Source organism: Rhodococcus sp. Eu-32 (assembly GCF_003336925.1).
Lineage (GTDB): Bacteria > Actinomycetota > Actinomycetes > Mycobacteriales > Mycobacteriaceae > Rhodococcoides > Rhodococcoides kyotonensis_B.
Genome location: NZ_QGNK01000003.1, coordinates 1 through 15,924 on the forward strand (window position 1 = coordinate 1; position 15,924 = coordinate 15,924).

General features: G+C 65.9%; 1 protein-coding gene. It reads right to left on the minus strand.

Features of this window, described 5'->3' with window-relative positions:
• On the minus strand, positions 1 to 15,525 hold a 15,525-nt coding region (locus DK926_RS05200; RefSeq protein WP_114329412.1), incomplete at its 3' end, for a non-ribosomal peptide synthetase.
• Between the last annotated feature and the right edge of the window lie 399 nt (positions 15,526 to 15,924).

Here is a 15,924-nt window from a genome sequence, read left to right on the forward strand (position 1 = left end):
CAGCTCACGCGACCAGAACGCCAACTGCGACGACATCACCGACGCCGGATCGTCCTCGTCACCGAGCAACGCACGCTGCCACAACGTGTAATCGGCATACTGCACCGGCAACGGCTCCCAATACGGCGACTCACCGTTCACCCGAGCCGAATACGCCACCATCACATCGGCAGCCAACGGCGCCATCGACGCACCGTCGGCAGCAATGTGATGCACCACGATCGCCAACACGAACTCGTCCACCGCAACCCGATACAACCGACCACGGAACGGAACATCCACCGTCACATCGAAACCGAGACCCGCATCGGACGCGATGCGCTCGAACAACGTCGACGCCTCCACGTCCACGGGCACGAGCGACACGAGCGTCGACCGCGCGTCGTGGATCGATTGACGCGGAGCCTCGCCGTCCGACGGGAACGTCGTGCGCAACGACTCGTGACGCACGAGGACATCGGCGATGGCCGCGTTCAAGGCGTCGACATCCACGACGCCTGTCAGTCGCACCGCAAGCGGAATGTTGTACGCAGGCGACGACGTGTCGAACTGGTTGATGAACCACATCCGCTGCTGCGCCTGCGACAACGGAATTCGATCCGGGCGGGTCATCGGAACCAGCGCCGGCCGAGAGTCGACCGCGGCGAGTCGGCCCGTCCGTGCGGCCAACATCTCGACGGTCGGGGTCTCGAACAGCGCGCGCACGCTGATGTTCGTGCCGAGCGCACTGTTGACTCGCGCCGTCACACGCGTCGCACTCAGCGAATCACCGCCGAGTTCGAAGAAGTTGTCGTCGAGTCCGACGTCGTCGATACCCAGCACCTCGCCGAACACCTGAGCGACGGTGATCTCTGCGTCGGAGACAGGTTCGCGACGCTCTCCCCCGCTGCGGAGATCCGGTGTGGGCAGCGCCCGGCGATCGAGCTTGCCGGCAGGGGTCAGTGGAATGGAGTCGAGCAGCACGAACGCCGCCGGAACCATGTGCGACGGCAACGCCGAGGCGGCCTTCAGACGCACGTCGTCGACGTCGATCACGGCACCCGGCACCGGCATCAGGTACGACACGAGCACGGTCGAACCGGCGGGCCCCGGAACGCCGAGTGTGGCAACGAATTCCACGCCGGGAACCGTGGCGATGACCGCATCGATCTCGCCCAGCTCGATGCGGAATCCGCGAATCTTGACCTGAAAGTCGGAGCGGCCGACGTATTCGAGCGCGCCGGAATCGTTCCACCGCACCACGTCTCCGGTGCGGTACATCCGTTCGCCCGGTACACCGAACGGTGCCGCGACGAATCGTTCGGATGTGAGTACGGCGCGATCGTGATACCCGCGAGCCAATCCTGGTCCGGCGAGGTACAACTCACCCGCGACTCCGACCGGAACCGGCTGCAGTCGCGCATCGAGGACGACGACCGCGGACCCGAGGACGGGGCTTCCGATCTCCACCGGGACACCGGGGTGCATCTCGTTGCTGAGAACAGCGACGACCGTCGCCTCGGTTGGTCCGTAGGCGTTGAACATCTTTCGGCCCGGCGCCCACCGCTCGACCAGTTCGGGACCGCACGCTTCACCACCGGTCGCGACGACTCTCAGCTCGTCCAGACCCGTCGGATCCACCGACGCCAACGCGGCAGGCGTGATGAACGCATGCGTCACACGGTGTTCCGCCACGAACGACGCCAGTTCCGCGCCGCCGTACACGTCGGTCGGCGCGACGACCAGCGTCGCTCCGCTGCCGTAGGCGAACAGCAGCTCGAGCACACTGGCGTCGAAGCTCGGAGACGCGAACGCCAGCACCCGAGAATCGGCCGTGACCTCGAAGCGCCTGCGCTCCTCCTCGGCGAAGTTCTTCAGGCCCGTGTGCGTCACCACGACGCCCTTCGGCACACCCGTCGAACCGGACGTGTAGATGAGATACGCGGCGTGGGACGGCCGGAGTCGGCAGGTCCTGTCGGCGTCGGTGACCGGGGTGTCGGGCAACGCTGCGAGCGTCGCCCCGATCTCGTTGTCGTCGAGGAGTACCCAGTCGACTGTTGTCGCGGCGTCGCCCAACACGGAGCGATGTGCCGACACGGTAACGCCCACGCCGACACCGGAGTCGGTGAGCATGTGCGCGATCCGGTCCACCGGATACGACGGATCCACCGGCAGGAACGCAGCACCGGCCTTCGCCACCGCCCACACCGACACGACCGACTCGACCGACCGAGACACCGCCAACGCCACGAACGATCCGGGACCCACACCACGCGAGATCAGCAGACGCGCCAACCGCGTCGACGCCGCATCCAACTCCCCGTACGACATGGTCCTGTCGCTCGACACGAGCGCCGCCGCGTCGACGCCCGCGACATCGACCGCACCGGACAGAATCTCCGGCAACAACCGCTCCGTGACCGGCAGGCCACCCCGCACCGGCACCAACGCCGCACGCTCGGACTCCGACAGCAGATCGAGCTTGCCCATCAGCAGGTCGGGTGTCGTGGCGAACGCATGCATCACGCGTCCGATGCGACCGACGATGGCGTCGACTGCCGACGATGCGAACAATTCCGGCAGATACTTCGCCTCGATGTGCAGACGATCGTCCACCATCGCCACGAGCGTCATCGGATACTGCGCGGTATCGCTGCCGTCGACGATGTTCGCGACGCGCATCCCGACGATGTCGGTCTCGGTCGTCAGGCCCGCGCGGTCCATCGGGTAGGACTCGAACACCGTCAGCGAATCGAATGCGACGACGGGTCCGACGATGCGCTGAATCTCGGTCAGGCCGAGATAGTGGTGATCGAGCAGGCTCGCCTGTTCGCTCTGCAGCCGAGAGATGAAGTCTCCAAGGCTTTCTCGCGGATCGATCGTGACGCGGACCGGCAGCGTGTTGATGAAGAGACCGACCATGGACTCGATGTCGTTGATTTCCGGCGGCCGGCCCGAGACCGTCGCGCCGAAGAGGACGTCGTCGCGCCCCGTCAGCGACGCGAGGACGGTTCCCCATGCCGCCTGGACCAGGGTGTTCAGGGTGACACCGTGGACTCGCGCGAACGTCCTGAGTCGTTCGGTGTCCTCCGTCGTCAGGGAGGTCAGCTTGCGCGCGGCGAGAGTCGATTCCTGCCTGCGGCTCTCGACGGGGGTGAGCAGCGTCGGCTCGGACAGCCCTGCCAACGCGGAACGCCATGCGTCACGGGCGGCCTCGGTGTTCCGGCGGCTCATCCACGTCAGATACTCGCGGTACGCGGGCACCCTCGGAAGCACGGAGTCGTCGCCGTCGGTTGCGTACAGCGTCAACAGTTCTCGCACCAGCAGCGGCGTCGACCAGCCGTCGATCAGAATGTGGTGGTTGGTGAGAACCAGACGCCACTCCGTCTCGGTGACCGCGATGAGCATGAACCGCAGGAGCGGTGCTTCGGCCATGTTGAAACGCCGTCCGCGATCGGCCGCCAGAAGGCGATCGAGTTCGGCGTCGCGTTCGTCGTCGGGCAACGAGGTCAGATCGATCGACGTCCACGGCACGTCGACGCGTCCGGAGACGACCTGCACCGAATCGCCCTCGATGTTGTGCACGAACGCAGTACGCAGGTTCGCGTGCCGATCGAGAAGCTTCCGCGTCGCCGCACGGAAGCGTGCCTCGTCGACCGACCCCGTCAGCGTCATGATCAACTGCACCAGGTAGGCATCCACGGACTGGTCGGACAGTTCGGCGTGGAACAGCAGACCTGCCTGCAGCGGGGACATCGACCAGATGTCGACCGCTCCCGGATAGCGCGCCTCCACGTCGTCGATGGCAGCCTGGTCGAGCTGGACGAGGTCGAGATCGGACGGCGTGAATCCGCCGGAACCCGTACGACGCGCGTGGTGCGCGAACGCCGTCAGCGCACGCACCCACAGCGCACCGAGGCTGTCGACGTCGTCGCGTTCCAACACCCCGGTCGGGAAGGCGAACGTTGCCTTCAGGCGTGCCTCGCCGTCGTGGGTCGTCGTCGTGACCGCGTTGATGTCCAGGGCCGCGGCGACGGGCAATTCGGGATTCTGGACGTCGCCGATCTCGTCGCTGTCCACCGGCAACCAACCGACGTCGCGCAGGTTCTCGGGGACCGCCGAGCTGTAGCGGCCGAGATAGTTGAAGCTGATCTGCGGCGCCGCGTAACTGGACAGGGCCGCGGCGGACTCCTCGTCGAGGTAGCGAAGCATGCCGTATCCGATTCCGTGATCGGGTACGGCGAGCAGCCTCTCCTTGACGGCCTTGATCAGTCGGCCCGCATCCGCGCCTCCGTCCAACGCGTCGTCGATGTCGATGTCCGTCATCGCGATTCGGACCGGGAAGATCGTGGTGAACCAGCCGACGGTCCTGGCCAGGTCCGCACCGGGCACGACCTGATCCTCACGGCCGTGGCCCTCGAGGCTGATCAGCGAATCGGGTGTCTCGATGCCGCGATCTCGACGCCATGCGGCCACCGCGAGCGCGAGCGCCGCCATCAGCCCGTCGTTGACGCTGCCGTGGAACGCTTCGGGGATGGTCGTCAGCAGGTCGTCGGTGACGTCGGTCGGAAGTTCGACTTCGACCTTGTCGACCGTGTCGTGGACGTCGACCGTGGAGTCCAACGGACGCGATCCGACGAGCGGATCCTGGCCCGACAGCGTGTGCTGCCACAGGTCGAGCTCGCGTCGACGATCGACGCTGACCTCGACGAGGCCGTGCGCCCACCGGCGCATCGACGTTCCCACCGGTAGAAGCGTCGGCGTCTCGCCCGCAACGATCTGCGACCACGCAGTCCCCATGTCGGGCACCAGGATTCGCCACGACACACCGTCAACGACGAGGTGATGCGCGACGATCAGCAGCCGGGGTTCGGCGGAATCCAACCAGACGAAACGAATCATCGAACCGGCGGCCGGATCGAGCAGGTGTGCCGCCCGATCCAGTTCGGCTGCAGGCGTTGTCGATTCCACGTCCGCATGGTGCAGAATGTCCGCGGCGGTCACCGATCCCACCGGCTGCACGTCCATGGTCCACGCACCGTCGATCTCACGGAGGCGGCCGCGCAGCATGTCGTGGTGGTCGACGATCGCCTGGATCGTTCCTTCGAGCGTGACGCGATCGATTCCTCGAGGCAGCGTCAGCAACGCAGTCTGGGTGTGTCGGTCGAAAACCGGTGTGCGTTCGATCATCCAGGAGACGATCGGTGTGAGCGGTACGTCGCCGACGCCTCCGCCGGGGAGCTCCTCGAGGACCGCGACGGCCTCGTCCGCACCGGACAGAGCGACTTCGGCGAGCGCAGCAACTGTCTTGCGCTCGAACACGTCTCGCGGAGACAGGACGATGCCCGCAGCTTTCGCACGCGAGACCAGCTGGATCGACATGATGCTGTCGCCGCCGAGTGCGAAGAACGACTCGTCGATGCCCACGTGATCGAGACGCAGCACCTCTGCGAACAGTTCGGCGAGATGCTTCTCGACGGGAGTGCTTGCCTCACGTGAGGATTCGGAACGCGTGTCGAACGTCGGCGCGGGCAGTGCCCGCCGATCCAACTTGCCCGCGGGCGTCAGCGGAATCGATTCGAGTTCGACGAATGCGGCCGGAATCATGTGGCTCGGAAGTGATTCGGCGACGTGATCGCGCAGAACGCGGGTGTCGACCGACGAACCGGCGATAGGCAGGACGTACGCCACCAGAATGGTGTTGCCCGCCGGGCCCGTCGCTCCGACCGTCGTCACGAAATCGACCGTCGGATGCGTAGCCAGCACGCTGTCGATCTCTCCGAGTTCGATGCGGAATCCGCGCACCTTGACCTGGGAGTCGCTGCGACCGACGAATTCGAGCGCGCCGGATCGCGTCCACCGCACGACGTCGCCCGTCCGGTACATCCGAGAGCCGTCGGTCGCGAACGGATTCGCGACGAACCGCTCGCTCGTCAACACCTGTCGGCCGTGATAGCCGCGTGCCAGCGCAGGCCCGGCGAGGTACAGCTCGCCGGGCACCCCGACCGGAACCGGATTCATCCGCCGATCGAGCACCACCTCGGCGAATCCGATGGTCGGAGCGCCGATGTCGACGGGCATACCGGGATGCAGCTCGTCGGAGATCGACGAGAAGATCGTGCCCTCGGTCGGCCCGTACGCGTTGAACATCGACCGGCCGGGCGCCCACCGCTCCACCAGTTCCGGTGAGCACGCGTCGCCGCCCGTGGCGATGACGTCGAGATGCCGGAGGCCGGTCGGATCGACCGACGCGAGGGCGGCAGGCGTGACGAACGCGTGTGTGACCCTCTTGTCGTCCAACAACCGTGACAGTTCGGGTCCACCGTAGAGACTCGGCGGTGCGACGACCATCGTTGCGGCGCTACCGAAGGCCAGCATGAATTCGAGAATCGACGCGTCGAAACTCGGCGATGCGAACGCGAGCGTCCGAGAACCGGGAACGACGCGAAATCGCCGGTTCTCCTCTGCCGCGAGGTTGGCGAGTCCACGGTGAGTGACGACGACGCCCTTGGGCACGCCGGTCGATCCCGAGGTGTAGATGAGGTACGCGGCGTCGTCGAGTCGGAGTGGTCTCGTGCGGTCCGCGTCGACGACGGGCGCCGTCGACCGGGCCGAGACGTCGGCGGTCGACTCGTCGTCGCCGAGGACGAGCCACGTGGTGCGGTGCGTGTCGTCGGCCGACGTCAGTTCACCGAGCGCGTCGGCATGTTCGGGTGTCGTGAGTCCGATGGGCGCCGCGGAGTCGACGAGCATGTGACGGATACGGTCCGTCGGATACGTCGGGTCGACGGGCAGGAAGGCGGCGCCTGCTTTCGCCGTCGCCCACATCGCGACGATGGTGTCGACCGAGCGCGGCAGCGCGAGTGCGACGAAAGTATCCGGACCGACGCCGCGATCGATCAGAAGGCGGGCCAGTTGTGAGGAGCGAGCGTCGAGTTCGCCGTAGGACACGACGACGTCCTCGAATTCGATTGCTGCAGAATCCGTCCCGGCCGCAGAAACGGCGTCGGACAGGATGTCGGGGAGCAACCGCTCGGGCAACGCCGCCGCACCGCGTACGGGAGCCAGCGCGGTGCGCTCGGTGGCGGTCAACATGTCGATGTCGCCCACGGCCACGGTGGGGTCGGCGGTGACAGCGCGGAGTACTGCCTCGTATCGGGTCGCGAACTCGGCGACCGAAGCCTCGTCGAACAGGTCCGTCGCGTAACGGAACGACGCCGTGATTCCCGCCGGCTGACCCGAGACGTCGAACGCCTCCGAAATGGTCAGCTGCAGATCGAAGTTCGCGATGTCGTCGACGAGATCCATGGCTTCGACATCGAGATTCGGCAGGGTGATGTTGGGGCGTGCGGTGTGCTGGAACTCGAGCATCACCTGGAACAGCGGTGTGTACGCAGGCGTACGCACCGGATCGAGGCGGTCCACGACGCGCTCGAACGGTACGTCGGCGTGCGTGAACGCCTCGAGGTCCGTACTGCGCACGGCGTCGAGCAGGTCCTGGAACGAGGTGGACGACTCGATCCGGGTGCGCAACACCAGCGTGTTGACGAACATACCGACGACGTCGTCGAGCGCCGCGTCGCCGCGACCGGAGATCGGCGTTCCGACCGAGATATCCTCGGATCCCGACAGCGCGGACAACAGAATGCCCAGTGCCGCATGCACGATCATGAACACGCTGGAGTCACGCGACGACGCGAGCGACGCCATCCGACCGTGCAGTTCGGCATCGAAATCGAACCCGAGCTTCGCGCCACGGAACGACGGGTCACTCGGCCGCGGACGATCCAGCGGCAATTCGAGCACCTCGGGCGCCCCGGACAACGTGTCCACCCAGAACGCCAACTGAGTCGACATCAACGACTCCGGGTCCTCCTCGGACCCCAGGAAGGCGCGCTGCCACAGTGCGTAGTCGGCGTACTGGACCGGGAGCGGTTCGATGTTCGGCGCATGGCCGTGTACCCGGGCGCTGTACGCGACGATGAGGTCGCGCGCGAGCGGCGCGGTGGAGAAGCCGTCGGACGAAATATGGTGGACGACGAAGGCCAACACGTGTTCGTCGGGACCGAGGCGCAGCAACTGTGCGCGCACCGGAACGGCCGCCGCGACGTCGAAGCCCTCGCTCGTGACCTCGGCTACGATGCGCAGCGCGTCGCCCTCGGACTCGGCGTCCACCGGCTCGAGGTCCGAAAGCACCTGCTGCGCTTCGAGAATCGACTGAACCGGTCCGTCGTCGGTCAGCGGGAACACCGTACGCAGCGATTCGTGCCGCTCGACGACGTCGGCAACGGCCGCGCGTACCGCGTCGACGTCCAGCGCTCCCGTCATTCGCATCGCGAAGGCGACGTTGTACGCGGACGAGGACGTGTCGTACTGGTTGATGAACCACATACGTTGCTGTGCAAGGGAAAGCGGAACCGTATCGCCTCGTTCCATCGGCACCAGCGCCGGACGGGCTTCGGTCCGATGTTCCTGCGACTCGACGACGGCAGCGAGACCACGCACTGTCGGCGCATCGAACAGATCGCGCACCGTCAGATTCGATCCGAGCGACGCATTGATTCGGGCGACGAGCCTCATCGCGACCAGTGAGTTGCCACCGGCCTCGAAGAAGTTGTGCGTCACACCCACCATCGGCACGCCGAGCAGGTCGGCGACCTCGGCCGCGATGATTTCCTCGATCGGATTCTCGGGTGAGACGACGTCGGTGTCGAGAGTCCCGAACTCGGGCTCCGGCAGCAACTTACGATCGAGCTTGCCGCTCGCATTGAGCGGGAATGCGTCGAGTTCGACGACGATCGACGGGACCATGTACGCCGGAAGCGACGTCGCGACTGCTGCCGTGACCGCGGAGGCGTCGAACTCGGTGTCGCGGGTCGGAACGACGTAGGCGAGCAGGTGCTCCCCCGTCACCGCATCGCTGTGCACCAGAGCGACGGCCTGCGCCACGGTATCGTGCCGCAGCAGAGCGGCCTCGATCTCGGGCAGTTCGATGCGGAGCCCGCGTAGCTTCACTTGGAAATCGGTACGCCCGATGTACTCGAGGTTGCCGTCCGCACGCCACCGCACGAGGTCGCCGGTTCGATAGAGTCGAGATCCGCTGCTGCCGAACGGATCGGCGACGAACCGGTCCGCGGTGAGGTCGCCGCGTCCGACGTAGCCACGCGCGAGCTGGACACCGGCGAGATACAACTCTCCCGGCGATCCGACCGGTGCGGGCTTCAGCGAACCGTCGAGCACGTACACCTGCGTGTTCCACACCGGTGAACCGATCGGAACGACTGTGAGATCGTCTGCGGCGCAATGATAGTGAGTGACGTCGACGGCTGCCTCGGTCGGGCCGTAGAGGTTGTGGAGCTCGGCGCTCGCGAACTGCGAGAACGCTGCCACCGTCGCGGGCGGCAAAGCTTCGCCACTGCAGAAGACCAAGCGCAGCGATGCGCAGTCGTCGGCGTCTGCCCCCTCGGTGAAGACCGACAGCATCGACGGCACGAAGTGCACGGTCGTGATGCGCTCGCGAGAGATCGTCCGCGACAGGTAGCCCGGATCTCGGTGGCCGTCGGGCTCGGCGATGACCAGCTTGGCGCCTACCTGGAGCGGCCAGAAGAATTCCCACACCGACACGTCGAACGTCGCAGGCGTCTTCTGCAGCACGTTGTCCGACGGCTCGAGGTGATACTCGTTCTGCATCCACAGCAAACGGTTGGCAATCGCGCCGTGCGTGACGGCGACGCCCTTCGGGCGGCCCGTCGACCCCGACGTGTAGATGACGTACGCGGTGTTGGCGCCGGTGAGGTCGGCGGTGCGGTCTCGATTCGTCAGTGCAGCTGTGTCGCGATCGGAGACATCGATCAGGTCCAGCGCGAGAACGGGGGTCTCGACGGGAACGTTGATCCAGTCACGGCTGGTCGTGACGATGCAGATCGGATCCGCGCTGTCGATGACGTACGCGGAACGATCGACCGGGTGGTCGGGGTCGATCGGGACGTAGGCACCACCGGCTTTGAGGATGGCATACATTCCGACGAGCAGATCGGTCGAGCGGCGAACAGCGAGACCGACGTGCGTCTCGGGGCCGACGCCCAACGACACTAGGTGGCGCGCAAGTTGATTCGAGCGATCGTCGAATTCGCGGTACGTGACGTGCTCGTCGTCGAACACCAGAGCGATCGAGTACGGGCTTCGCGCGACCTGCAGATCGAAGAGGCTCACGAGCGTCGGATCGTCACCGACGGCGGCGGGCAGCGGATGATCGGTGGCGTTCCAAGCCTCGAGCACGGTGGTGCGTTCGGCTGCCGACAGCATCTCGAGTTCGTGCAGCGACGCCGTCGGCGCCTCGCAGATCGATCGGAGAAGGCGCAGGAACCTGTCGACGAAGCTGTCGACGGTGGACGCGTCGAACAGTTCCGTCGAGTACGTGAAGTTCGCGCGCGAAGCACCGGTTTCGGTCGGCGCTTCGTCGACGCGCAACTGCAGGTCGAACTTCGTCGTCCCCGTCGGGATCTCCTCGAAAGACACTGCCAAGCCGGGTAATTCGAGATGCGCGCGTTCGTTGTTCTGGAACTCGAGCAGTACCTGGAACAGCGGCGAATGGTCGGTCGACCGTGTGGTCGCCACTGTGTCTACCAACTTCTCGAACGGTACGTCGGTGTTGTCGAACGCGGCGAGATCGGCGGCACGCGTGCGTGCGAGCAGGTCGGTGAAGCTCACGTGCGGTGAGACCTCCGTGCGCAGCACGAGGGTGCCGACGAACATGCCGACGAGCTTGTCCAGTCCTGCTTCTCCGCGACCGGCGATCGGAGTGCCGATGGCGATGTCGTCGGTACCACTGAGCCGCGACAGCAGCAGCGCAAGAGCCGAATGAACGACCATGAACAGGGTGGCGTCGTGCTCCGATGCCAACTGCGCCAACGCATGTCGGAGATCGCTCGGAATCTCGAACTCGGTGGTGGCACCGAGTACCGATTGCTGAGGCGGGCGCGGGCGGTCGATCGGCAGCGGCAGCAGATCCGGAAGATCGGACAGCTCACGCGACCAGAACGCCAACTGCGACGACATCACCGACGCCGGATCGTCCTCGTCACCGAGCAACGCACGCTGCCACAACGTGTAATCGGCATACTGCACCGGCAACGGCTCCCAATACGGCGACTCACCGTTCACCCGAGCCGAATACGCCACCATCACATCGGCAGCCAACGGCGCCATCGACGCACCGTCGGCAGCAATGTGATGCACCACGATCGCCAACACGAACTCGTCCACCGCAACCCGATACAACCGAGCGCGGAACGGAACATCCACCGTCACATCGAAACCGAGACCCGCATCGGCCGCGATGCGATCGGCCACCTGTGCAACGTCCACGTCGGTCACGGACAACGATCCTGCCGCGGCGACGACTTCGGGCGAGTCGACGGGAAGAACGTTCTGATGCGGGATCTCGTCGGCCACCGGGAACACGGTTCTCAGCGACTCGTGTCGAGCGACCACGTCGGCGACGGCCGTTTCCAACGCGGACACGTCGACCGCGCCCTTCATGCGGACCGCGAGCGGAATGTTGTAGGCGGGTGACGACGTGTCGAACTGGTTGATGAACCACATCCGCTGCTGCGCCTGCGACAACGGAACTCGATCCGGGCGGTCCATCCGCACCAACGCGGGGCGTGCATCGTGGCCGACCGAGGTCTCCGCGCGGGCGGACAGGGCCTCGATGGTCGGAGCTTCGAACAGGTCGAGAACGCGCAGTCCGGTGCCCAGTTCGGCGTTCAACCTGGCGACGACGCGGGTGGCGACCAGGGAGTTTCCGCCCAGGTCGAAGAAGCTGTCGTCGATTCCGACGCGCCTGCCGTCCAGGAGTTCGGCGAACACGTCGGCGATGCGTCGTTGCGTGTCGGTCACCGGGGCGCGGAACTCGGTGGTTCGTCCGAACTCCGGTTCCGGGAGTGCACGGCGATCGAGCTTGCCTGCCGGCGTGAGTGGAATGGAATCGAGCAGCACGAAGGCCGACGGCACCATGTGCGACGGCAATGCCGAGACCATCTGTGCGCGTAGGCTTTCGACGTCGATCGTCGAGCCCGGGATCGGAACGAGGTAGGACGCCAACGCCGTCGACCCTGCGGGTCCCGAAACACCGAGCGTCGCAACGAATTCCACGTCGGCGGCCGATGCGATGACCGCATCGATCTCGCCCAGCTCGATGCGGAACCCGCGCACCTTGACCTGGAAGTCGGAGCGCCCGACGTACTCGAGTGCACCGGAGGCGTTCCACCGCACCACGTCTCCGGTGCGGTACATCCGCTCGCCGCCCACACCGAACGGCGCAGCGACGAACCGCTCCGACGTCAATCCGGCCCGCGCATGATAGCCACGCGCCAGAGCAGGCCCGCTCAGATAGAGCTCACCCGCGACACCCACCGGAACGGGCTGCAGACGCTCGTCCAGAACCAGCTGTACCGAGCCCGTGATCGGCGAGCCGATGTCGACCTGCTTCCCCGGTTCGAGCGCGGAACTCACCGACGAGAACACGGTCGCTTCGGTCGGGCCGTAGGCGTTGAACATCTGTCGGCCCGGCGCCCACCGCTCGACCAGTTCGGGACCGCACGCTTCACCACCGGTCGCGACAACTCTCAGCTCGTCCAGGCCCGTCGGATCCACAGACGCCAACGCGGCCGGCGTGATGAACGCGTGCGTCACATGCTGTTCGAGCAGCAACGACGCCAACTCGGGGCCGCCGTACACATCCGTCGGCGCGATCACCATCGTCGCGGCACCGGAGAAGGCGAGAAGAAGTTCCAGAACCGAGGCGTCGAAACTCGTCGAAGCGAACGCGAGCGTCCGAGAACGCGGCGACACCTCGAATCGGACGCGCTCGAGTTCGGCCATGTCGGAGAGGCCGCGGTGCGTCACGACGACGCCCTTCGGCACGCCCGTCGAACCGGACGTGTAGATCAGGTAGGCGGCGTCGTGAAGCGTGAGCGGATGTACCCGTTCCGTGTCGGTGATCGGGCTGTCGGAATGGGTGGCGAGCGCGGATACGACCTGCTCATCGTCGAGAATCGTCCAACTTACGGACGGACCGACCTCGGTCAGGGTAGTGCGGTGAGCGTCGATGGTAATGCCGAACGCCGCACCCGAATCGGTGAGCATGTGCGCGATCCGGTCCACCGGATACGACGGATCCACCGGCAGGAACGCAGCACCGGCCTTCGCCACCGCCCACACCGACACGACCGACTCGACCGAGCGCGACAACGCCAACGCCACGAACGAACCGGGACCCACACCACGCGAAATCAACAGACGCGCCAACCGCGTCGACGCCGCATCCAACTCCCCGTACGACATCGTCCTGTCACTCGACACGAGCGCCGCCGCGTCGACGCCCGCGCCATCGACCGCACCGCACAGAATCTCCGGCAACAATCGCTCGCCGACCGACGCTCCACCACGCACCGGCACCAACGCCGCGCGCTCGGACTCCGACAGCACGTCGATGTCGCCGACGACGGCGTCGCTGTTCTCGGCGGCCACATTCAGGATGCGGAGAAGCCGTTCGGCGTGGCCGCGCACGACCTCCTCGTCCAGAACAGCCGCGTCGTACTGCACGTCGACGGAGATGCCTGCCGGCGCTCCGAGTGCATCGACGTTCTCGGTGGTTTCGACTACGAGATCGACGCCGTCGAAGTCGGTCAGCCGAGCAGTGCAGGAGTGCGCGAGGACGATGCGGAACAGTGCGGCGTCGTCGGTGGCGACCTCGCGGGCGACGTCGGCGAAGGTCACGTGGCTGTGAGCGAGCGCCGCGGAATCGATGCCGCGCAGCCGCTGCGACAGAGACGAGAACGACTCGCTCGGGTCGACGGAACTCCGCAGAACCACGGTGTTCCCTGCTGTGTACGGGGTTCGCGCGCCGATCGAGACGTCGTTCTCGCCGGAGACGCGTGCGAGCACGGTGGCGACCGCGGTGTGCAAGGACACCAGGACACTCGAACCCTGTCGTGCTGCCGAGGCCAGCAACGCCCGGTGAGACTCGGCCCCGAGCTGCACGCTCAGTGTTCGTGGTTCCCGCGTAGCGTCCGCGGTACGCGGTCGGGACAGTGGAAGCCCCGCAGGCTCGGGCCGGTCGGCGAGCTCGGAGTGCCAGTACAGCAACTCCTGCCGCTCGACACGCCGGCGTGCTCCGATCGCTGCACTCTCGGGATGTACGTCGTCGATGTCGTCGTGAGGGCTCGCGGCCACGAAGGCGGCGACTACCTCCACGAACGAACGGTGGTGTTGCGCAAGGTCTTCGTCGACGTAACGGTTCGGGTTACCGCGGAAATCGACGAATGTCTTTGCGGGATGGCCACTCTGGTAGATGTTGACCAGGAGGTCGTCGACCGGGCCGGACGTGACGATGTTGAATTCGCCGACGATCGAACCGAGATGGATCTGCTGATGGAACAGCATCACGTTGACCATCGGGGCAACCAGCGCCTTGTCGATACCGTTGCTTTTCAGGTCACGGCGGATGTCCTCGATGCTGAACCGCTGGTGGCGGAGCGCACCCATCAGTTCGAGCTGCACCTGGGCGACGAGATCGCCGACTGTCCCGTGCGTCGGCACGGTCACCGCAATGGGCGCGACGTTCACGAGCATTCCGCCCGAACGGCGCAGTGTCGCAGTCGTTCTCGCGGACACAGGCATGTTGACGAGAACGTTCTCCCGCCCGGTCATGCGGGAGAGATAACACGCGAAGGCCGCGATGACGACGGCCGCAGCCGTGGCACCCTTGGACGCGTCGGAGTTCTCCAATGCTGCGACCACGTCGTCGGGCAGCGACGCGCTCTCGAGCTTGCTGGCCGCAACCGTCGCGCCGGGGTTGTTGGCCAGCGTCGCACCGTCGTGTACGTCGCGGACGTGATCGGCCCAGTACTGCCGATCCGTTTCGAAGCGTGCCGACGAGCGGTATGCCTGATCCACCTCGTACAACGTGCGGAGATCGGCCGCTTTGGCCGGTGCAGGCTCGCGGCCCTCGACCTCGGCGGTGTAGAGCTCGGCGGTTCGGTTGACCATCGTCATGGCGCCGTAGCCGTCGAGCGCGACATGGTGAATCTTGCTGTACCACAGGTATCGATCTTCTTCGACCTGCAGCAACGACATGGCAACCAGTCGATCACGTGTCAGATCGACTGGTGCGGTGTAGTTTTCGTCGATCCAGCGACGCGCCGACGCCATCGGGTCCGTTTCGCCCCGGAAGTCGACGATTGCAATCGTGTCGTCGATGGAATGGTCGACGATCTGGATCGGCTCGCCGTCCACCTCGACCAACCGTAGAAATCCCGATTGGAACTCGTGCCCGGCCACCCGCGACGCCCGGCGCAGGACGTCCACGTCCAGATCTCCCCGCAGATCCACGTACTGCGCGATGCAGACCGGAACGGACGGAGCCAGCTGCTGCGCGAACCACATTCCTCGCTGCGCCGACGACAACGGGAAACCGGAACCTGCGTCACCCTGTTCGTGCAGTGGAGAGCTGTGAGATTCGCCTGAAACTGCGGCCCGCATTCATTCGCCTTTCTGGAGCGAGGTCGAGGAAGGGGGAGTCGGGGCAGGGTCGGTCAATGCAAGATCCGTTCTCGAACGTGCGACGACGGGCGCTGAAAGATCCACCCCGGGAGGCCGGTGTCGCGCGGTGGCTGTCCGCCCGACGTGGCCTTTAGTGTGGTTCGTTGCGCGCAAAGGCGTGGATTGGCCCGCACCGACGGGGCGACGCCGAAGTTCGGTACGGCAATGGTCGCATGACCGTACTCGCGGATTGTTTCACGAGCGATTCTGCAGGCTTGTCGACGAGCACCCAATCTTCCACCGAAGATCCCTCCCGAGTGTCCGAGCCACCGACCGCACATCGACGACCGGGACGAACCGCGCGACCTGCGTCGTGCACGACAGGTCTCCACCACGATC